This window comes from Trichocoleus sp. FACHB-262, assembly GCF_014696035.1.
Lineage (GTDB): Bacteria > Cyanobacteriota > Cyanobacteriia > FACHB-46 > FACHB-46 > Trichocoleus.
Map to the genome: position 1 here is coordinate 205404 of NZ_JACJPK010000097.1, position 18937 is coordinate 224340.

Annotated in this window: 21 protein-coding genes; 17 read left to right on the forward strand and 4 right to left on the reverse strand. The window is 49.1% G+C overall.

Annotation, left to right across the window (positions count from 1 at the left end; translation table 11 throughout):
* Positions 1-414: 414 nt before the first annotated feature.
* The 11 genes from H6F68_RS23225 to H6F68_RS23275 all read left to right on the forward strand — a co-directional run bounded on the left by H6F68_RS23225 (position 415) and on the right by H6F68_RS23275 (position 8781).
* Positions 415-933, forward strand: a complete 519-nt coding sequence (locus H6F68_RS23225) for a phycocyanin subunit beta (protein WP_190438236.1) — start codon at positions 415-417, stop codon at positions 931-933.
* 83 nt (positions 934-1016) lie between these two features.
* On the forward strand, positions 1017-1505 hold the full coding sequence (gene cpcA / locus H6F68_RS23230) for a phycocyanin subunit alpha (RefSeq protein ID WP_190438238.1): 489 nt from the start codon (positions 1017-1019) through the stop codon (positions 1503-1505).
* 128 nt (positions 1506-1633) lie between these two features.
* Complete coding sequence (locus H6F68_RS23235) at positions 1634-2506, forward strand: phycobilisome linker polypeptide (protein WP_190562660.1); 873 nt, start codon at positions 1634-1636, stop codon at positions 2504-2506.
* Between the two features lie 126 nt (positions 2507-2632).
* A complete protein-coding gene (locus tag H6F68_RS23240) occupies positions 2633-2866 on the forward strand; it encodes a phycobilisome linker polypeptide (protein ID WP_190438242.1) in 234 nt (77 codons plus the stop codon).
* Positions 2867-2993: 127 nt separating this feature from the next.
* Positions 2994-3329, forward strand: a complete 336-nt coding sequence (locus H6F68_RS23245; RefSeq protein WP_190438245.1) for a phycobilisome linker polypeptide — start codon at positions 2994-2996, stop codon at positions 3327-3329.
* Positions 3330-3379: 50 nt separating this feature from the next.
* Positions 3380-4231, forward strand: coding sequence for a HEAT repeat domain-containing protein (locus H6F68_RS23250; protein WP_190562662.1), 852 nt, complete (start codon positions 3380-3382; stop codon positions 4229-4231).
* An 86-nt stretch (positions 4232-4317) separates the two neighbouring features.
* Positions 4318-4986 carry a HEAT repeat domain-containing protein gene (locus tag H6F68_RS23255; RefSeq protein WP_190562664.1) on the forward strand — a complete coding sequence of 223 codons (669 nt, stop codon included), beginning with the start codon at positions 4318-4320 and terminating at the stop codon, positions 4984-4986.
* A 62-nt stretch (positions 4987-5048) separates the two neighbouring features.
* Complete coding sequence (locus H6F68_RS23260; RefSeq protein ID WP_190562666.1) at positions 5049-5894, forward strand: phycobilisome rod-core linker polypeptide; 846 nt, start codon at positions 5049-5051, stop codon at positions 5892-5894.
* 65 nt (positions 5895-5959) lie between these two features.
* On the forward strand, positions 5960-6703 hold the full coding sequence (locus tag H6F68_RS23265; protein ID WP_190562668.1) for a phycobilisome rod-core linker polypeptide: 744 nt from the start codon (positions 5960-5962) through the stop codon (positions 6701-6703).
* Positions 6704-6828: 125 nt separating this feature from the next.
* The gene (locus H6F68_RS23270; protein ID WP_190438259.1) at positions 6829-7587 is read left to right on the forward strand and encodes a phycobilisome rod-core linker polypeptide; all 759 of its coding nucleotides are present in this window, start codon (positions 6829-6831) and stop codon (positions 7585-7587) included.
* A gap of 198 nt (positions 7588-7785) precedes the next feature.
* On the forward strand, positions 7786-8781 hold the full coding sequence (locus H6F68_RS23275; RefSeq protein WP_190562670.1) for a CBASS cGAMP-activated phospholipase: 996 nt from the start codon (positions 7786-7788) through the stop codon (positions 8779-8781).
* Between the two features lie 48 nt (positions 8782-8829).
* Here H6F68_RS23275 and psb29 read toward each other — a convergent pair whose 3' ends face one another.
* From psb29 to hemF, 3 genes are all read right to left on the reverse strand, one after another.
* A complete protein-coding gene (gene psb29 / locus H6F68_RS23280) occupies positions 8830-9552 on the reverse strand; it encodes a photosystem II biogenesis protein Psp29 (RefSeq protein WP_190555357.1) in 723 nt (240 codons plus the stop codon).
* Positions 9553-9815: 263 nt separating this feature from the next.
* Positions 9816-10175 carry an STAS domain-containing protein gene (locus H6F68_RS23285; protein ID WP_190438263.1) on the reverse strand — a complete coding sequence of 120 codons (360 nt, stop codon included), beginning with the start codon at positions 10173-10175 and terminating at the stop codon, positions 9816-9818.
* Positions 10176-10444: 269 nt separating this feature from the next.
* Complete coding sequence (gene hemF / locus H6F68_RS23290) at positions 10445-11491, reverse strand: oxygen-dependent coproporphyrinogen oxidase (protein WP_190438266.1); 1047 nt, start codon at positions 11489-11491, stop codon at positions 10445-10447.
* Between the two features lie 588 nt (positions 11492-12079).
* Between hemF and H6F68_RS23295 the strand changes: the two genes are divergently transcribed.
* From H6F68_RS23295 to H6F68_RS23320, 6 genes are all read left to right on the forward strand, one after another.
* Positions 12080-12550: an SRPBCC family protein gene (locus tag H6F68_RS23295; RefSeq protein WP_313930222.1), complete on the forward strand. Its 471-nt coding sequence runs from the start codon at positions 12080-12082 to the stop codon at positions 12548-12550.
* Between the two features lie 132 nt (positions 12551-12682).
* Positions 12683-13750: an Mrp/NBP35 family ATP-binding protein gene (locus tag H6F68_RS23300; RefSeq protein ID WP_190562674.1), complete on the forward strand. Its 1068-nt coding sequence runs from the start codon at positions 12683-12685 to the stop codon at positions 13748-13750.
* Positions 13751-13827: 77 nt separating this feature from the next.
* Positions 13828-15096 carry a rod shape-determining protein RodA gene (gene rodA, locus H6F68_RS23305; RefSeq protein WP_190438274.1) on the forward strand — a complete coding sequence of 423 codons (1269 nt, stop codon included), beginning with the start codon at positions 13828-13830 and terminating at the stop codon, positions 15094-15096.
* A gap of 169 nt (positions 15097-15265) precedes the next feature.
* Positions 15266-15463, forward strand: a complete 198-nt coding sequence (locus tag H6F68_RS23310; protein WP_190438286.1) for an NAD(P)H dehydrogenase subunit NdhS — start codon at positions 15266-15268, stop codon at positions 15461-15463.
* A gap of 5 nt (positions 15464-15468) precedes the next feature.
* Positions 15469-16137, forward strand: a complete 669-nt coding sequence (locus tag H6F68_RS23315) for an HAS-barrel domain-containing protein (protein ID WP_190562676.1) — start codon at positions 15469-15471, stop codon at positions 16135-16137.
* Positions 16138-16262: 125 nt separating this feature from the next.
* The gene (locus H6F68_RS23320) at positions 16263-18365 is read left to right on the forward strand and encodes a cation:proton antiporter (RefSeq protein WP_190562678.1); all 2103 of its coding nucleotides are present in this window, start codon (positions 16263-16265) and stop codon (positions 18363-18365) included.
* Here the strand turns inward: H6F68_RS23320 and H6F68_RS23325 are convergent.
* Complete coding sequence (locus H6F68_RS23325; protein WP_190555362.1) at positions 18362-18739, reverse strand: hypothetical protein; 378 nt, start codon at positions 18737-18739, stop codon at positions 18362-18364. The two genes, H6F68_RS23320 and H6F68_RS23325, sit on opposite strands and share 4 nt — an antisense overlap.
* Between the last annotated feature and the right edge of the window lie 198 nt (positions 18740-18937).

Below are 18937 nucleotides of genomic sequence, written 5' to 3' on the forward strand. Positions count from 1 at the left end.
ATGTAACGAAATGTTTTGAATTTTCTGGTTAATGGTCGGCTGAAGCCTTTGATTGATAAGGATTTGAATTAATCGTTCGCATAGATTTGCTGGTTTTAATAACTTGTAATAAATAAAGCCTTTACCGCGGTGTATAAAAATAACCTGAAGGGTATAAACAACAGGCAAAAGTTGACCAAAGCGCCGAGTTATTGAGTTTTGAGTTCTCTCATACAAATATGAAATTTTCTCAGATTTCTTAAATTGCCTTTACTTTTACCGTCGGTAACGAGTTAGAGGGTGGGAGAGCTAAATAGTTTTGGTTGATGTCTGTTGCAACCTTTCTGGGCTACCTGAGCAGCTTCAAGTGGCTGAACTAACATCCCAGCTCTGAATCCAGATTCAAACTCAAGTCAAAATTAGGAGAAAAAGTCCATGTTAGATGCATTCGCCAAGGTTGTTTCTCAGGCTGATGCTAAGGGTGAATTCCTCAGCACCTCTCAGCTCGATGCTTTGACCAACATGGTTAAGGAAGGCAACAAGCGCCTGGATGTTGTTAACCGCATCACTGGCAACGCTTCTACCATTGTTGCTAATGCAGCTCGCGCTTTGTTCGAAGAACAGCCTCAGTTGATCCAACCCGGCGGTAACGCATACACCAACCGTCGGATGGCTGCTTGCCTCCGCGACATGGAAATCATCTTGCGTTATGTAACCTACGCAACCATCGCTGGTGATTCCAGTGTTCTTGACGATCGCTGCTTGAATGGCCTCCGCGAGACCTACCAAGCTCTAGGTGTACCTGGTGGTTCTGTGGCTTCTGGCGTTCAAAAAATGAAAGATGCTGCGATCGCAGTTGCTAACGACCCCAACGGTATCACCAAGGGCGATTGCAGTGCGTTGGTCTCCGAACTCGCTAGCTACTTCGACCGCGCTGCTGCTGCAGTTGGCTAATTAAGCCTCTGTTTCAACCAAGTCACGGAATACGTTTCTACAAAAACTTTGCAGAACAGGATATTTAGGGAGATACCGTAACTATGAAGACCCCCATTACCGAAGCGATCGCCGCAGCAGATACTCAAGGCCGTTTCCTCAGCAATGCTGAGATGCACCAAGTTTATGGTCGCTATGAGCGTGCCGCTGCTGCTATGGAAGCTGCTCGTGCTTTGACCAGCAATGCTCAAAAGTTGGTTGATGGTGCAGCTAATGCTGTTTACCAGAAATTCCCTTACACCACTCAGCAAGCTGGCAACAACATGGCTTCTGATGCTCGTGGTAAGTCCAAGTGTGCTCGTGATATCGGTTACTACGTGCGCATCATCACTTACAGCTTGGTAGCTGGTGGCACAGGTCCTTTGGATGAGTACCTCCTCGCTGGTCTAGATGAAATGCACCGGACCTTCGACCTCTCCAACAGCTGGTACGTTGAAGCTCTGAAGCACATCAAAGCTAACCACGGTATCACCGGACAAGCTGCTGTAGAAGCTAACGCTTACATCGACTACGCGATCAACGCTCTAAGCTAATTGAACGCATGGCCCGGAAAGATATGCAAGTGCTGGCGAGTGTTAGCAGTTGTTTATCTTCCCGGGCATTGTTTTTCTCAATCTGAATATAAGAATCTTCGAAAATCTTTTGTGTTGGGAGGGCATGCATGAGCGGTTTAGCAGCGTCCAATTTGGCGGCAGCAGGGAAGCTCGGTGTTTCTGCTTTTGATGCGACCAGAGTAGAATTGCGTCCAGACTGGTCAGAAGATGATCTTCGGGCCGTAATCCGGGTTGCCTATCGCCAAGTTTTAGGCAATGACTACGTGATGAAGTCTGAGCGCCTCAGTAATAGCGAGTCTCAACTCCGCCAAGGCAACATCACGGTGCGGGAGTTTGTCCGGGCAATCGCGAAGTCCGACCTTTATAAAAACAAATTTCTTTTTCCTAATTCCAACACGCGCTTTATTGAACTGAATTACAAGCACTTGCTCGGTCGTGCTCCCTATTCAGAAGACGAAATCAATTTTCACCTTAACCTTTACAACGAAAAAGGTTACGACGCTGAAATCGACTCTTACATCGACAGCGCTGAATACGAAGATAATTTTGGCAACAACGTAGTTCCTTACTACCGTGGCTTTTCGGTTGATCCTGGTGTTAGAACCACGGGCTTTACCCGCATGTTCCGCCTTTACCGGGGTTATGCCAATAGCGATCGCGCTCAAGTTGCAGGTAAAGCTCCTCACGTGTTCCGCGAGTTGGCTCAGAACCGCGCTTCTAGCATCGTGAAGCCTACGGGTGAAGGTAGCCGTGGCTTCCATAGCAGCGTTGGTGATGACACTCCCAACAAAGCATTGGGTGGCTCTTGGGGCGAAGGCGGACGGATTTATCGTCTAGAGGTGACAGGAATTCGCAACCCTGGATATCCCAAAGTTCGTCGCAGCAGTGTTGCTTATCTCATTCCCTACGAGCAAATGCTCCCGAAGATGCAGCAGATTCATCGCATGGGCGGCACAATTGTCAGCGTTACGCCTGCTTAAGGCTGCTGATCGCATCTTACTGAATTAAGTCTTTAAGAAAAGACGGTAATGGCAGGCATCAATTTAATGAGCTTGCCATTACTGCCTGCAATCATCTAGTTCAACTTCATAGGAGCTATTGTAACGATGTTTGGTCAAACTGCTTTAGGAAAAGCTTCTTTAAGCGATTCCGCTAGCCGCATGTTTCGCTTCGAAGTTCAAGGCTTGCGTCAAAACGAAGAAGCTGACAAGCTCAACTACTCGATTCGTCGCAGTGGTAGCACGTATGTCACTGTGCCCTACGGTCGCATGAATGAAGAAATGCAGCGGATTAGCCGTTTGGGCGGCAAGATTGTCAACATCACCTCGGTCTCTGCTTAGTTAGTGCCTATGGCACCAGGGAGTGAAGCTTTTTGCTCCCATTCGATTCACACTGGTTCGATTCACACTGGATTGATTTCGTCCCAGAGCTAATCTTCTAAGTTTTGATGAGGGAGTTGTTGCAATTATGTTTGGTCAAAGTTCCTTAGGAAGCAATACCTCGGTGGACGATTCTGCTAGCCGCATGTTTCGGGTTGAAGTGCGGGGTTTGCGTCAAACCTATCGCTCTAATAAGCTCAGCTATCCGATTCGCCGTAGTGGCAGTACTTACGTCACTGTACCCTACGGTCGCATGAGTGAAGAGATGCAGCGGATTAATCGTTTGGGCGGCAAGATTGTCAGCATTGAACCTCTGAACGCTGATCATCCTCAAGCAAAAGCAGAGGCGACGGCGGCACATCAGAATATTGAGGCGACCGCAGAAGCTGATAACGTGACAGCCGCACCCGTTGCCAAAGGTTAACTTGGGTGCCATTGTCTGTTTCCTGTTCCTGTGCTGAACCTGTTAGATTCATGTCGGAAACCAGCCTACAGCAGTCTTTTGAATCAGAGTCACAACCCACTGAGTCTTCTGGCGAAGCTTTAACTGTTGAGCAAGCGATCGCTAACTTAACTCATGAGGACTTGAGTCTCCGTTATTATGCTGCTTGGTGGCTGGGAAAGTTTGCCAAAAGCGAACCTGGAGTAGTGGAAGCTCTGATTGCCGTCCTAGAGGATGAAGCCGATCGCACTGAGCTAGGAGGCTATCCACTGCGGCGAAATGCAGTTCGGGCATTGGGGAAGCTGGCAGACGACCGGGCTGTGCCGGGATTGCTGCGTTGTTTGGACTGTTCTGACTATTATGTCCGTGAGGCTGCGGCTCAGTCTTTAGGCATGTTGGGCGATCGCACCTGCATCCCGGTTTTGATGTCTTGGCTAGAAGGCGGTGTGGCAGCGGTGCAGCTATTTCCAGGGCGACCTCACCTGACGCAACCCGCTGAGGCAGCAATGGAAACCTTAGAAGCCTTAAAGGTGACAGAGGCGGTGCCGCTGATCGAACCCTTTCTCCAGCATTCGTTGGATCGGGTGCGGCATGGAGCAGCGCGGGCTTTATATGTGCTAACTCAAGATCCGGTTTATGGAGAACGGTTGGTTCAAGAGTTAGCCCATAGCGATCTGAAAATGCGTCGCATGATTTTGCTAGATATTGGCGCGAGTGGTTATTTGTCAGGAGCCGAAGCGATCGCTCAAGCTTCTGTCGAAAATAGCTTTAAAGTAATGGCCCTCAAAAGCCTGCTAGAAAACCATCTTAAGCAACAGCCAGAGGCTGTCTTGGTTTCACCGTCTACTGAGCGAGTCATGAATTTGCTGGACTCATTGCTGTAGGCAGTTACGGATTTTGAGGTCATCAGCACTCAGTTCATTGAATTTCCTCAAAATCTATTGCCCATCTTCTTGAACTTGATACAGCTATGACCCATTCTGCTTGTGCTTCTGATCTGATTTCTGCTATCGAACAAGCGGCTACTCCCGCTAGTTTAGTGGCGGCAGTTCAAGCTTTGGCAGAAGCTCGTCTAGAGGCAGGCATTCCCACACTTATTTCAGCGCTGGGCTACAACAACCCAGAAGCAGCTGTGATTGCAGTGCAAGGATTGGTTGAGTTGGGAGAAGCAGCAGTTCAACCTTTAATTGAGCGGTTAGATGATTACAACTATGGCGCTAGGGCTTACTCATTTAGAGCTTTAGCCGCGATCGCCGACCCTCAAGCTTTAGACGTTCTCATTAATGCCGCAGAAACTGACTTTGCTCCGAGTGTACGTCGGGCAGCGACTAAGGGGATTGGGCAACTTCACTGGTCTCAACTTCCAGATGAACAACGCCAAGCAGCTCAAGAGCGAGCATTGCAGTCACTGTTGGCCTTAGCCCAGCATCCAGATTGGGACATTCGTTATGCAGCGGTAGTGGGTCTCCAAGCTTTAGCCTCCTCCGGAGAGGCAACTGAAGTGGAGCTGGCTGCACGAATCTTAGCCCAGTTCAATCACATTGCTCAAACCGATGCCGACTTAGCTGTGCGTGCTAGAGCTGAAATGGCTCAGCAACAGCTAAACGCATTGAGCAATCAGTTGGCAGCGATCGGCTAGCGATCGGCTGTCATTTTTTGTTACTCGATACCTGTTCCTCGATACAGTGGTAAACGTTACCTATGTCTATTCCCCTCCTTGAAGTTGCACCCAAAACCCAGAATCAACGGGTTCCTGGTTTCGAGGTGCCCAATGAAGATGCTCCTCAGCCTTACCGCTTTAGGGAACCTGCTTCCCAGTCTGATGTGCAAGAGTTGATTTGGGCGTCCTATCGCCAAATCTTCAGTGAGCACTTAATTCTAGAAGAGTATCGTCAACTGGCCTTAGAGTCGCAACTACGCAACCGTCAGCTTTCTGTGCGGGAGTTCATCCGCGCCCTTGGAAAGTCGGATGTCTACCGTCGCGAAGTTGCCGACACCAACTCGAACTATCGCTTGGTTGATATTACCTTCAAGCGCTTCTTAGGGCGGGCTACCTACGGCAAAGATGAGCAAATTGCTTGGTCAATTGTGATTGCCACACGAGGTTTGCACGGCTTCATTGATGCTGTCGTAGATAGCGATGAATATCAGCAAAACTTTGGTGACTCCATCGTGCCCTACCAACGGCGACGCATGGAGGGTAGACCCTTCAACTTAGTGACTCCTCGTTACAGCGACTACTGGCGGATTCAGAAGGCTACTTCAGGTAGCGGCAGTGCCTTTGCTCAAGGTCGGCAGTACCAAGCGGGCGATCGCGATATGCAAGTCATTCGCAGAGGGATTCCGGCAAGCTTCTTGAATATGGCTCAAGGTATCTTGGTGCCTCAAGTAAACTATCAGCGGACAACTGACCAGGCTCGGGGTGTCGCAGCGGCCTATACCTCCGGTCAGACTGCTTCTACCCATGATGTGCCACCACCCCCCACTGTGAAGCGGACGAATGTAGCACTGCCCTATCGTTACATTCCGACTCAACCCAAGGTCTAACTCAGTCCACGTTTCAAACTGATGAATCGGGGCGATCGCTTACAGGACTATTCAGGAGTTTACTGATGGCAATTCCTCTACTAGAGTACAAACCCTCTTCACAAAATCAGCGCGTTGCTGGTTATGAAGTGCCCAACGAAGATAATTCCGATATCTACAAGCTAGATAGTGGTAGCGCCAGTGATGATATTCAAGCAATCATTTGGGCTGCTTATCGTCAGGTGTTTAGTGAGCACGAAACCCTCCGCAACCACCGCCAAACGGCTTTAGAGTCTCAATTGAAAAATCGGGCGATTACAGTCCGCGATTTCATTCGGGGCTTGGCTAAGTCCGATGTGTATTGGCGGCTAGTTGTAGAAACTAATTCCAACTATCGCGTGGTGGAGTTAACTCTCAAGCGCTTGTTGGGCCGTGCTCCCTACAACAAAGACGAAGAAATCGCTTGGTCAATCAAAATTGCGACCCAAGGCTTGAGCGGCTTTGTGGATGCTTTGCTAGATGGCGAAGAATACAGCCAAAACTTTGGCGACAACACGGTGCCTTATCAGCGCCGTCGCTATAAAGATCGCCCGTTCAATTTAGTCACGCCACGCTACAACAGCTACTGGCGCGATAAGGAAGAAGGCGATCGCTACAAGTGGGGCGATGTGAATAACTTCTTGGAGATGGCGCGATCGCTCAAGCTGCCTCAAGCCAAGTTTGTGACTGTCAAAACCGCTAACATCCAGATTCCGAATACCACTCGCGACGCGCAGCCCACAGGCACCCTCGCTTCAATCAATACATCCGCTGGTTTTCCGATCCGCTAAAAGCGTACAATCCAAGAGAGGCGTGGAATTGTCAAATTCCTTTGGCGACGCAGTTTGCGGGTGATCCAGTTTGCACGCTCTAGGCATTGTAAGTTTTTAACTATTTTCATAAGGGAGATTCTGGCATGGCATTGCCGTTACTTGCATACAAACCAACTGCCCCAAATCACCGGGTTCGTAGCTTTGGTATTTCTGACCAAAACGAGGACACCCCTTACATCTATCGGACGGAGAACGTCAGCTCTCCCGAAGAACTGCGCCAGTTGATTTGGGCAGCTTATCGTCAAGTCTTTAACGAACAGTTAGTTCTGAGATTTAACCGTCAAGTGACTCTAGAAACTCGCTTGGCAAACGGCTCCATTACGGTTCGTGACTTCATCCGGGAATTGGCAAAATCAGAGCGCTTCTACACCTTGGTGGTAGGCGTGAATGATAATTACCGCTTGGTAGAAGTTTGCTTAAAGCGCTTGCTAGGTCGTGAACCTTACAACCAAGATGAAAAGATCGCTTGGTCGATCAAGATTGGTACTCTAGGCTTCCACGGCTTCGTTGATGCGCTGGTTGACAGTGAAGAGTACACCCAAAACTTTGGGGACAGCACTGTCCCTTATCAGCGGAAGCGGATGCAGAATCGGCCCTTTACCTTCCTGCCTCGCTACGGCGAAGACTATCAGGAAGTGGCTGGAACTGCTACCACCGACTGGCGCATCACCTTGGAGAAATTCTACACTCGCAAGTTCCAAGATCGGCAGTTGCCTGAAGGCGATCCTCGTCGCTTCCGGGATGTTGCAGCTGCGATCGCACCCAAAGGGAATTATGCACAGCGGATTTCTGCCTTTGACATTGACTACCTGAACAAGGTACCTGTGCGCGGCCGACGCTAATCTTTACAGCCAGCCCCTTGGGGTTGGTAACGAGTAATTATTAACTGGGTCTAGTTACTGTTGACTAAAAACTTGGCGAATCGCGATCGCGGTTCCGTAAGTTCTCTAGATACAACAGTAGGTAGACCCAGTAGTTTTATAAATTCATGGGTGTAAAGTGTTGCACTTGTTCGCACTAGTTATTTCTAGGGAAACTCTATGTCTCGCCTGATTAAAGTTTTAGCGATTGATGGTGGTGGCATCCGGGGTGTGATTCCGGCGATGCTCCTAGCCGAAATTGAGAAACGCACAGGCCAAGCGATCGCTGAATTATTCGATGTCATTGCTGGAACCTCAACCGGTGGCATCCTAGCTTTAGGTTTAACTAAGCCCAACGCTAGCGGCAAACCTGCCTATTCGGCAGCTAATCTCGTACATTTATACGAAGCTGAAGGAGCACGGATTTTCCCCAAGTCTTCGCTGAGTAAAATACGCGGCTTAGTCAATCAAAAATATCCAGCAATCGGTATTGAAGCCGTCCTCAGGCAGTACTTTGGCGACACCATGCTGAGCCAAGCGCTAAAGACTGTTTTGGTGCCTAGCTACGATACTGAGTTGCGGCGTCCTTATTTTTTCAAAAGTCGCAAAGCGAAGGCAGATAGCGATCGCAATTTTCCTATGGCAACTGTTGCTCGCGCCACCTCTGCGGCCCCAACTTACTTTGAGCCGCTACAAGCTAAATCGAATCAGGGTTTGGTGCCCTCCACCTTTATTGATGGTGGCGTGTTTGCTAACAATCCCGCCATGTGTGCTTACGTGGAAGCCAGAAAAAATCACCCAGAAGCCCATGATTTTTTGGTGGTTTCACTCGGCACAGGTGAACTAACCACTAGTTTCAACTATGCTCAGATCAAAAATTGGGGCTTACTGGAGTGGGCACGCCCTATTTTTAATATTGTTTCAGATGGCGTCAGTGACACCGTAGACTATCAATTACAAGAGTTGCTAGCTAACGAGGAAAACCCACCGCGCTACTACCGTTTTCAGGCTTCACTCCATGCTCTCGGTAAGCTCGATCGCGGTAACCACATCGATAATGCCAGCCCCGAAAATGTTGCTTTCCTCAAGCGAATTGCTCAAAACACGATTCACAACAATGAGCGGGAACTGAACTCACTCTGTCACCAGCTAGTTGCTGGACTAGTCGTTAGCTAGCCTGCTTCACCAATCGAACAAGCTAGCTGAGGGTTAGTTGAGGTTGCCTTAAGCGGAGGGAGCTTCGTCTCTAGGAGCATCAGCAATGGCTGCTTCACTCTTGGCCTGTGCTCTTTGCTCACGTTGCTTGCGATCGGCGTTGAGGATATCTTCCATCGCTGCTTGCGCCTGAGCCATTTTCTCCAAATTGCTGCGGTATAGTTCCAGATCTTTTTGCACTTTATCCTCTGGCAAGTGCAGTGTGGCTCCTACTTGCTTCAGGAACTCAGTGCGCTGCTTTTCATCCTTCACCATTTCTGGGTCAGCCAACTCCAGAATCGTGAATAAGCCAATGGCAAACAAGCGACTATATTTGAACTTAGAACTGGCAGCGATCGCTTGCAGGGTCTCTTGGAGCGCTTGACCACCCTCTAGGCTGCTAAGTTGCCCAGTTGGGGAAATCAACTCTTGGGCCGATACCTGAGTCGCTAAGGTTTTTAATTGTTCAGCATCTTGACGATACTTTTGAGGGTCGGCTCCTAAAGCTTGACAAAGGGCATTGAAAATTGAGACTTTATCTTGCTCAGGACGATAGCCTTGCATAAAACGGTCAAAGGAAGACACAACCCCCAACGCGTAAATTGGGTCGTAGTGAAAGTCAACATTGACCGAAAGCAAGTGCATTTCTACCATCAACTCTTCCACCACTCGTCGATAGATCGAGTTGATGGGACGGGTATGAACCGTATAGAAGTTGCGCTTAGTATCGGAGACGGTGCGAACGTTATTCACAGGAAGCATTCAGGGGATCAGTAACTTCATTGTCTCGCTTGGCGGGAGGTTTGCCAAGGCAACAGCACGCCAATCAAGGATGGCTGTCTCTGTATTCTACAATTTGAGATTGCAGAGACTCGCCTACTCTGAAATTTTCACCTGAATGAGTGGCCTTAGCCTACTACCTTGGTGGTGAATTTGAGCACCACGACCAAGCGATCGCTGAGGCAACTTGATTTGTGCATCTGCGGTCACGGCAAGGTTCGATTAAATCAATATATTTAGCTAGCAATACCTCTAGGTACGCCTTCTAAAGCTTCTTCCTCAGTTTCAAAAATTTCAAAAACTGAGTCCATCATGGTGACTTCAAAGACTAGCTTGGCTTCTGGATGGACGTTACAAATACGGAAGCTGCCTTTGACTTTTTCCGCATCGCGCATCCCTGCAACCAGAGAGGTGAGACCAGAACTGTCAATAAAATTGACCTGGCCTAAGTTCACCACTACATGGCGGCTCAATTTAGAAATACATTCCTGTAACTTTAAGCGAAACTGCCAGGCGGTTGTAATGTCTAAGCGTCCGGTGGGGGTTAAGACAATGACTGTAGTACCGTCTTGGGTTGTGTAAGTTCTCTGCTCCATTGGGATCGCTGATCCTCCCCTAGCAATAATGGGTATTTGGGAAATGAACTGGTGCTGGCAATAACTGAAAGGATCAGGAGCAGCCGCAACTTAAATAAAAATTGAGCTACTGATCCGTAGATTAGTGGGTACCAGCCATTGTTAAGCCTGTAGACTCCCCGAGTTAGACACGAGTTGCGCCTTATCTATAGTTGGCAGGTGGCAGAGGTTTATAACAGATCGGGCAGAAAAATTTCTGGCGATCGCAGCCCTACCTCCCGTAGTTTACCTCAGCTCTCAGAGGCGGGAGAAAACCAGTTAACCCAGTCTTGCGGCTTAAGAAAGGTTTGGTACAGCTCGGCTTCAGGGGTGTTGGGTTCTGGTTCGTAACCATACTCCCAACGTACGAGGGGCGGGAGAGACATCAAAATCGATTCGGTGCGGCCATTGGTTTGTAGACCAAAAATGGTGCCTCGGTCGTAGACTAAGTTGAACTCGACGTAACGACCCCGACGATAAAGCTGGAAATTCCGTTCGCGATCGCCATACTCAGTCCCTTGTCTGCGCTCTGCAATGGGCACATAGGCGGGCAAGAAAGCCTGACCGCAGGACTGAATGAAGCTAAAAATTTCCTCCCAGCTACGGCTACCGATCTGACCTACTTGATTGCTATGGAGTGCCGCTGGGCCGTCTGCCGCTGGACCGCGATACAAGTGATTAGTGAGTCCATCTTGATAGTCGAAGAAGATGCCGCCAACTCCTCGCGTTTCTTGGCGATGATTTAAGTAGAAGTATTCGTCGCACCACAGCTTAAAGGTGGGGTAGTACTCAGGATGGTGAGCATCACAAGCTTGCTTCAGAGTTTGGTGAAAATGCACCACATCTTCAGCAAAAGGATAGTAAGGGGTTAGGTCAATGCCACCACCGAACCACCAAACGGGACCCGCTTCAAAATAACGGTAGTTGAGATGCACCGTGGGGATGTAGGGATTTCGGGGGTGCAGCACCATGGAAGTGCCTGTGGCATAAAACTTGTGACCCGCCGCTTCTGGTCGTTGAACCAGCACGGAGGGAGGGAGATGAGTACCCCAAACTTCAGAAAAGTTTACGCCTCCCTGCTCAAACACTCTGCCTTCTCGCATCACCCGCGATCGCCCGCCACCGCCTTCGGGCCGTTCCCAGGCATCTTCCTGAAACGTTGCTTGCCCGTCTAGCTGTTCCAAACCTTGGCAAATTTGATCTTGCAGGTCTTTCAAGAATTGGCTGACCTGCTGCCGTGAGTCAGTAGGAAGGGTCAGTTTAGATGCAGTTGCCTCAGGAGTGGAAGAAGTAGTCATAACCTTCAGTGCAATACCGTTAAAAATTTTGGCTGGCGTGCTGGAATCTCAACAGAAGTTAAAAAATGATCGCAAGCCCGAAGTTTAGCTGGGCTTAGTTAGGCTGAGTGAAATGCATCAAGACCGAGTTTCAAGGTCTTCCAGTGCGTAAACTTCTATAGAGTTTTATCGAGAGAATCGCAAAAAGCTTAACAGATAGCCGCACAAAATTGGCGAACTTGATACGTTTTTACAACATTATCTAGCAGTCTAACTTTTCCCTGGATTACCCTGAAACTTATTTTCTGCGGTTGGATTAATGTGGGGGCGCGAAGGTCGTTGATTTTGCCTGCTAGAGCTCAGTTTAAATGGCTTAATAACACACAAAATGTGTGGCGTCGTTGATCTATCTTTAGTGCGATCGCACCTGATTGTGACAATCGCTAGGATGGCTGATCCGAGATGAGCGATCGCAATTGTTAGGATCGAGCTAGGCAGCGATCGCGCTATCCCAACCTGTTGAAGTGACTCGATGCGGGAACGAAAATGGCAAAAATTTTAACTAAACTGCGACTTCGGCGTCATCGAATCAGGTTTCAGTATTCTTTGGTGAGAACTTATCAAGCGCTTAGTACGGCTTCTGTAGAAGACTTATGGTGCAAGATTGGTGACCTCACCGATGTGTCTTGGCATCCTTTACTGGCTAGCACTGATGTCCCGCATGGCTTGGTCGTGAAACCAGGGCTAATTTATCGAGCCGTGACGCGCTTGAGCCCGATTCCAGTTCGGATTTTTGTGGAGCGGGTGAATCCAGGAGAATTACTCAGCGTCCGAATTTTAGCAATTCCTGGGGTGGAAGAACGTGTTACCTACCAGGTTGAATCAACGGTTTGTGGAACTCGCGTATCTTATTCAGTGACGTTGCGCGGTTGGCTTTCCCCTTTAATTTGGTCTTTGACCCAACCTTACGCAGCTAGGGTGGCAACAAAATTAGTGCAAGCGGCAGAGCAGGCAGCCCTGTCCACAGTACCAGTTGATGCCAGGACACGATCGCCCGGAAATAGTTGTTTTGATTTTTGATAGGCGATTCGGCAGTCGCGATCGCCTACAGACACGAATCCACCCTCGGTAACGGTAAGATTGCACTAGAGGACAAAGCCACTTACCTTATATCCTCCCGTTGCAGTTAGGGTGGAGAATTTATAATCTCGTATGCTTAATGCTGATTCAGTTCTAGAAGTTCTACGCCCCGTTCAAGACCCCGAACTTCGCAAGAGTTTGGTGGAATTGAATATGATTCGCAACGTCGCGATCGCAGATGGCACAGTTAGCTTTACCTTGGTGCTCACAACACCTGCTTGCCCTTTGCGCGAATTTATTGTGGAAGATTGTCAGAGAGCAGTCAAAACTCTACCTGGAGTTGAACGAGTTGAGGTCGAGGTAACTGCCGAAACCCCCCACCAGAAGGCTTTGCCCGATCGCACTGGCATTGAGGGCGTAAAAAATATTGTTGCGATTTCTAGCGGTAAGGGTGGTGTTGGCAAAAGCACCGTGGCTGTGAACGTGGCAGTAGCCCTGGCCCAAGCGGGAGCCAAAGTAGGACTGATCGATGCAGATATTTATGGTCCCAACGCTCCGACGATGCTAGGTCTAGCTGATGCCCAAGTGATGGTTTCTAAAGGCCCTCAAGGAGATATTCTGGAGCCTGCCTTTAACCACGGCGTTAAGCTGGTTTCAATGGGCTTTTTGATTGACCCTGACCAGCCTGTAATCTGGCGGGGACCAATGCTGAATGGCATCATTCGGCAGTTTCTCTATCAGACGCAGTGGGGCGACCTAGACTACCTGATTGTGGATATGCCACCTGGGACGGGGGATGCTCAACTGACGCTGGCGCAAGCGGTACCGATGGCTGGCGCGGTGATTGTCACTACCCCGCAAACGGTCGCGCTATTAGACTCCCGCCGAGGCTTAAAGATGTTCCAGCAGATGGGAGTGCCTGTCTTGGGCATTGTAGAGAACATGAGCTACTTTATTCCTCCTGACATGCCCGATCGCCAATATGACATTTTTGGTTCAGAAGGTGGAGCGAAGGCGGCTCAGGAGCTGGGTGTACCTTTGCTAGGATGCGTGCCGCTAGAAATTCCGCTCCGACAAGGAGGCGATCGCGGCCTACCGATTACAGTTGGTGATCCTGATTCAGCCTCAGCCAAAGCTTTAAAGGCAATTGCTCAACAAATTGCGGCAAAAGTTTCTGTCGCCGCGCTGGCATCAGCGTAATAGATGTTTATGGTGATTGGAACAACCCAGTTACCTCCCTAACAGCCTTCGACTTAAACTTGACCATTTGCTAGAACATGTTGCAGAAATCGCTAGCCCGGATTCGCTGGAAATCTTTAATTCAACCTTGGCAAGAGACTGACGGCTGGTTGTTTTTTCTCCCTATTGGTCTCACGTTCCTCGGTGGCGTGATGATTTATAGTACCGAGTTGAATCAAGGCTGGACAGACTGGTGGCAACACTGGCTGATCGGCGGCATTGGGTTAGTGCTGGCATTAATAATCTCTAGGTGCCGCTACGAAAACTTGTTGCAGTGGCGTTGGGTGATTTACGGCATCACCAATGCATCTCTGCTAGCCGTTATGTTTATCGGCACCACGGCTCTGGGAGCCCAGCGCTGGATTACGATTGCTGGTTTTAACATTCAGCCGTCTGAGTTTGCCAAGTTAGGCATGATTATTACCTTGGCGGCCATGTTGCACGGGCGGACTGCTTCCACCCTGACTGCGGCGATTCAGACTTTAGCAGTGACGGCGCTGCCTTGGGGCTTAGTCTTTTTGCAGCCAGATTTGGGTACGTCGCTGGTCTTTGGGGCAATTACCATTGGTATGCTCTATTGGGGAAACGCCAATCCTGGTTGGCTGGTGCTACTGATTTCTCCAATTGTTTCAGCCATCCTATTTAATGTCTTTTTCTCTAGTTGGTTGCTGGGTTTGGAGCTTATCTGGGTGGTGGCGATGGGGGCGATCGCCTGGATGACCTTACCTTGGCCTAGGCTCGGAGCGCTAGGAGCAGTGGCTGTCAACCTGATCTCTGGAGCGCTAGGGCATGTTCTCTGGGGACTGCTCAAGGATTACCAGAAAGACCGCCTAATTTTGTTCTTAGATCCAGACAAAGACCCCTTGGGCGGCGGCTATCACTTGATTCAATCTCGAATTGCGATCGGAGCGGGCGAGTGGTGGGGCCGAGGGTTTATGAAAGGCACTCAGACGCAGCTCAACTTCATTCCGGAGCAACATACCGACTTTATCTTTTCTGCGATTGGCGAGGAACTTGGTTTTATTGGTTCTTTTCTGGTGTTGCTCGCTTTTTGGTTGGTCTGCCTGCGGCTGATTATGGTGGCGCAGAATGCCAAGGACAACTTCGGCTCGTTGCTAGCAGTGGGTGTGTTTTCTATGCTAGTGTTCCAGGTTGTTGTGAACGTCGGGATGACCATTGGCTTGGCTCCCGTAACCGGAATTCCCCTGCCTTGGATGAGTTATGGGCGATCGGCACTCTTAACCAACTTCGTCGCGATCGGCTTGGTGCAATCGGTGGCAAATTACCGCCAAAGGCTAAAGTTCTAGAGCGGCAGAATTAGGTTAGCTGCTAGTACTTTACTCAATTGGATTTGTTGAGTGGGCCTCGCCTAACCAACAACCAAAACTAACACGGTGAAATACTAGTAAGCTATTTAGAAGAGAAGCGACTCCAGTCACTCCATCCTATTCACTGAACACCTATTCACTGAACACTATGATTTTGCCTGGCTCAGCAGTTCGTGTGACCAGCACCTCTGATATTTACTACGGCTTCCAAGGTCTTGTGCAGCGTGTAACCGATGGCAAGGCAGCCGTCTTGTTTGAAGGAGGTAACTGGGACAAGTTGGTTACGTTTCGTTTATCGCAGTTAGAGTTGGTAGACGCAACTGCGGGCCGCAAGAAAGCGAAGTAGCACTTATGCGGTTGCCCCTACCCCAATTTGCTCACCAAAATCGTCCACCGAATCACATTGCTGAAGTGATTGAGACGGCGACGACGGAGTTTTTGGCGCAGTGCTTGGAACCGGAAGACTTAAGTTTTCCGGTCATGCCGCCTTTTGGCAGTTGGGTACGCTCTATTGATGAAGAATCGGGGAATCACGTTTATGCTGTGGTGTATCATGCCACAACGAGCCCGATCGATTCAGTGCATCGGGCGCGGGCTTTAGGGTTGTCGTTGCAAGATTTACGCGAGCAGCAACCCCAGATTTTTGCCATGCTGAAGACAGAGTTTCGGGCTGCGATCGTTGGATTTCGGCCCTGCGAAACTGGAGTAGCTGGGACACAACGCCTGAGTGAAACGATTTATCAGCACTTGCCGCCTCGACCGCCACAAATTCACCAAGCAGTATATGTTTGTGAATCAGAGGAAGTGCTGCACTTTAGTGAAAAGCTAGATTTTTTGCGAGCTTTGCTACAAGTGAATGGAGCTCCAGTCGATGCGTTAACTGCGGCGGCCATTCGAGAGATTCATCAATTACGCCAAGCCGATCGCACTTGGCTAGTGAACGCGGGACGCACTTTGAGTGTCTTACTCAAAGATGATTACGATCGCCTGCGAGTAATCTTGAGTCAGATCCACCTATAGGTATTTACTTCTTCTTCCTTTAGAGCCTTAAGGTTTGGAATGATGCGGACAAGTTAGCACTCAAGCAAGGCTTTCCGCGTAATGCCTGGAAGCTGCTGGCACTCATTCACTTTAATGGACGCTCTATGGAATCGATTTTGAAATTTTTTGAGGAACCCATCGTTTCGTTTGCGGTTCTCCTAGCAGTAATTCTGACTGTACCTATCCTAGTAGAGCGGTTCCGGATACCAGGCTTAGTAGGGTTGTTAGCAGCAGGGGTGGTTTTAGGGCCGAATGGCTTGCACTTGCTGCAAAAAGAGTCGGAAACGCTCAGCCTGCTGGCGGAAATTGGGTTGCTCTACTTAATGTTTGTGTCGGGTCTGGAAGTCGATATTGAAGAGTTCCGCCGCAAAAAATATCGTTCGATTGGGTATGGTAGCCTGACTTTTGCGATACCCCTAATATTTGGCACGGTTGTGGGTCGCCTATTTGGGTTTGACTGGAACGCTTCGGTCTTGATCGGTTCGTTGTTTGCTTCTCACACTTTGCTAGCTTACCCAATGGTCAGCCGCTTAGGTGTGGTGTCCAATGAGGCGGTGACGGTGACGATTGGAGCGACTATTTTTACCGATGTCGGGTCACTATTAGTTCTGGCAATTTGTATTGGAATTAATGCGGGTGATTTTACTGCTACCAAACTAGCAATCTTACTCGGCTCTCTAGCAATTTACTCAGTAGTGGTGCTGTTTGGGTTTGATTGGGCAGGTCGTCAATTCTTTAAACGCACCGGAGATGACGAAGGCAATCAGTTTTTATTCGTCTTGTTAGCCATCTTCCTAGCTTCATTGGGCGCACAATTAATTGGAGTCGAGAAGATTGTGGGGGCTTTCCTCGCAGGTTTGGCAGTCAATGATGCTGTCGGTCAAAGCCCCGTTAAAGAAAAAGTGGTATTTGTCGGTAGCGTTTTATTTATTCCAATTTTCTTTGTTAACTTGGGTCTGCTGATTGATATTCCTGCTTTCATCGCCAGCATCTCCTCGATTTGGTTAACCCTAGCGATCGTCACTGGCTTAATTATTAGCAAGTTCTTGGCTGCCTATGGCGCAAAACTGTTATACCGCTATAACCAAGACGAATTGCTCACGATGTGGTCGATGTCGATGCCTCAAGTAGGAGCAACTTTGGCTGCAACCTTGGTAGGCTATCGAGCTGGCATGTTGACTGAAGGCGTGCTGAATAGCGTCATTGTGTTGATGCTAGTAACTGCTACTTTGGGTCCCTTAATTACGAGTCGGGTTGCTCCGAGGCTGATTACTTCAGACACGACATTGGAGCCTGATACTACGCCCAGCAATTGGGGTGCTGGCACAACCGATCATCCTTTTACGGTGGTGGTTCCGGTTTATAACCCTAAAACGGAGCAGTATTTGATTGAGATGGCAGCGCTGCTGGCTCGGTATGAGTCGGGGCGGATTGTCCCTTTAGCGATCGCCACAGCTCAAGCCAACATGGATACTCCCACCATCGGTGCAGCAATGGAGCGCAGTGAAGCGTTGCTAGCCAATGCTAAAGCTGTCAGCCAAGAAATCGGAGTTGAGGCAGAGCCATTATTGCGAATTGATGATGGAATCGCTCAAGGAATTAGTCGTGCTAGCCGAGAACAAGATGCCAGCCTCATCGTCATGGGTTGGGGACGGCGCACTGGGTTCCGGGCTCGTATATTCGGGAATGTGTTAGACAGCGTGCTTTGGTCGTCCCACTGTCCAGTCGCAATTACCCGCCTGTTAAACTCTCCCAGCACCATGCAGCGCATTTTGGTGCCGATTGATAACTTGGGATCTGCGTCTAGCAGGACGGTGCAATTTGCTCAAATGCTAGCCGCCGCCAATCAAGCCACTGTGACGCTGCTCCATATCACCGATCGCCGAGCTTCAGCGGGCAAAAGAGCTTGGACTGAATCACAATTAGCGATGTCCGTAGCGAAATGGGCACCCCAGCTGAAGCCAGAGATTCAGGTGGTGAGTAGTGATAATGTCGTGACGGCCATTTTGCAGGCTGCTAAATCTTGCGATTTGGTGGTGTTGCGATCGCTCCGCCGTCGGACTAACGCTGGACTCGACATTAGCGATGTCACCACTCAAGTCGCTCAACAATTGACCTGTTCCGTGGTGCTGTTAGGAGAACCTCAGCGATCGCAACCTAGTGTAGTAGTGAATCCGACTCGGGACCAGTTGGCTACCCAGGCTTAGATCAACACGAGACAACAAGGGCTTAATACAGTCTTGGCCCGCTCGTTGAGAAGTAATTGGCCGTTTTCGCTCACACTGATATCTCTACCGGGCAAAAAGCCTTTACCGATCAGCCGTTGGTAGATCGCAGGAGAGGTGATGCTGCGGATTTCTGCCATCACATCGGCAGGAACTAAGTGTTCAACTGCCCAAAAAAAGGAATCAGTGTCAAAACTAATTAAACGCTCAAAACTGACGAGCAATACTCCTGCTACCTCTACAAGAGTTAATTGGCTTTTGAGATTGGCTATGAGATCTCTACCGACGTGAGTGTTGCGGATCATCATAGCCAAAGCCATTCTTTCGATTTCTTGCTCTAACTTCAAGTCGCTCATGTTGGGCACTAAGTCAATTCTTAAGGAATTGTGATTTTGCCAAGTATACCTGAAGGCAGATAAAAAATAGCTCCCAAGATAGACGCAGATATTAGTATTTTCTAGCCGATTTTTTATTTCTCTACAAAAGAAATCTTTAGAAGTAGCTGTTCAGTTTCTAGAAGAATTGCTGAGACTGCTTTTTGGGAAAAATAGCTG

Excerpts from the sequence above, each read along its gene's own strand:
- H6F68_RS23270 (WP_190438259.1), top strand. The coding sequence starts at position 6,829 with ATGGCATTGCCGTTACTTGCATACAAACCAACTGCCCCAAATCACCGG.
- H6F68_RS23300 (WP_190562674.1), top strand. The coding sequence starts at position 12,683 with ATGCTTAATGCTGATTCAGTTCTAGAAGTTCTACGCCCCGTTCAAGAC.
- H6F68_RS23320 (WP_190562678.1), top strand. The coding sequence starts at position 16,263 with ATGGAATCGATTTTGAAATTTTTTGAGGAACCCATCGTTTCGTTTGCG.
- H6F68_RS23275 (WP_190562670.1), top strand. The coding sequence starts at position 7,786 with ATGTCTCGCCTGATTAAAGTTTTAGCGATTGATGGTGGTGGCATCCGG.
- H6F68_RS23310 (WP_190438286.1), top strand. The coding sequence starts at position 15,266 with ATGATTTTGCCTGGCTCAGCAGTTCGTGTGACCAGCACCTCTGATATT.
- H6F68_RS23225 (WP_190438236.1), top strand. The coding sequence starts at position 415 with ATGTTAGATGCATTCGCCAAGGTTGTTTCTCAGGCTGATGCTAAGGGT.
- H6F68_RS23265 (WP_190562668.1), top strand. The coding sequence starts at position 5,960 with ATGGCAATTCCTCTACTAGAGTACAAACCCTCTTCACAAAATCAGCGC.
- H6F68_RS23325 (WP_190555362.1), bottom strand. The coding sequence starts at position 18,739 with ATGAGCGACTTGAAGTTAGAGCAAGAAATCGAAAGAATGGCTTTGGCT.
- H6F68_RS23260 (WP_190562666.1), top strand. The coding sequence starts at position 5,049 with ATGTCTATTCCCCTCCTTGAAGTTGCACCCAAAACCCAGAATCAACGG.
- H6F68_RS23240 (WP_190438242.1), top strand. The coding sequence starts at position 2,633 with ATGTTTGGTCAAACTGCTTTAGGAAAAGCTTCTTTAAGCGATTCCGCT.
- H6F68_RS23250 (WP_190562662.1), top strand. The coding sequence starts at position 3,380 with ATGTCGGAAACCAGCCTACAGCAGTCTTTTGAATCAGAGTCACAACCC.
- H6F68_RS23245 (WP_190438245.1), top strand. The coding sequence starts at position 2,994 with ATGTTTGGTCAAAGTTCCTTAGGAAGCAATACCTCGGTGGACGATTCT.
- H6F68_RS23315 (WP_190562676.1), top strand. The coding sequence starts at position 15,469 with ATGCGGTTGCCCCTACCCCAATTTGCTCACCAAAATCGTCCACCGAAT.
- hemF (WP_190438266.1), bottom strand. The coding sequence starts at position 11,491 with ATGACTACTTCTTCCACTCCTGAGGCAACTGCATCTAAACTGACCCTT.
- H6F68_RS23285 (WP_190438263.1), bottom strand. The coding sequence starts at position 10,175 with ATGGAGCAGAGAACTTACACAACCCAAGACGGTACTACAGTCATTGTC.
- H6F68_RS23235 (WP_190562660.1), top strand. The coding sequence starts at position 1,634 with ATGAGCGGTTTAGCAGCGTCCAATTTGGCGGCAGCAGGGAAGCTCGGT.
- rodA (WP_190438274.1), top strand. The coding sequence starts at position 13,828 with ATGTTGCAGAAATCGCTAGCCCGGATTCGCTGGAAATCTTTAATTCAA.
- H6F68_RS23255 (WP_190562664.1), top strand. The coding sequence starts at position 4,318 with ATGACCCATTCTGCTTGTGCTTCTGATCTGATTTCTGCTATCGAACAA.
- cpcA (WP_190438238.1), top strand. The coding sequence starts at position 1,017 with ATGAAGACCCCCATTACCGAAGCGATCGCCGCAGCAGATACTCAAGGC.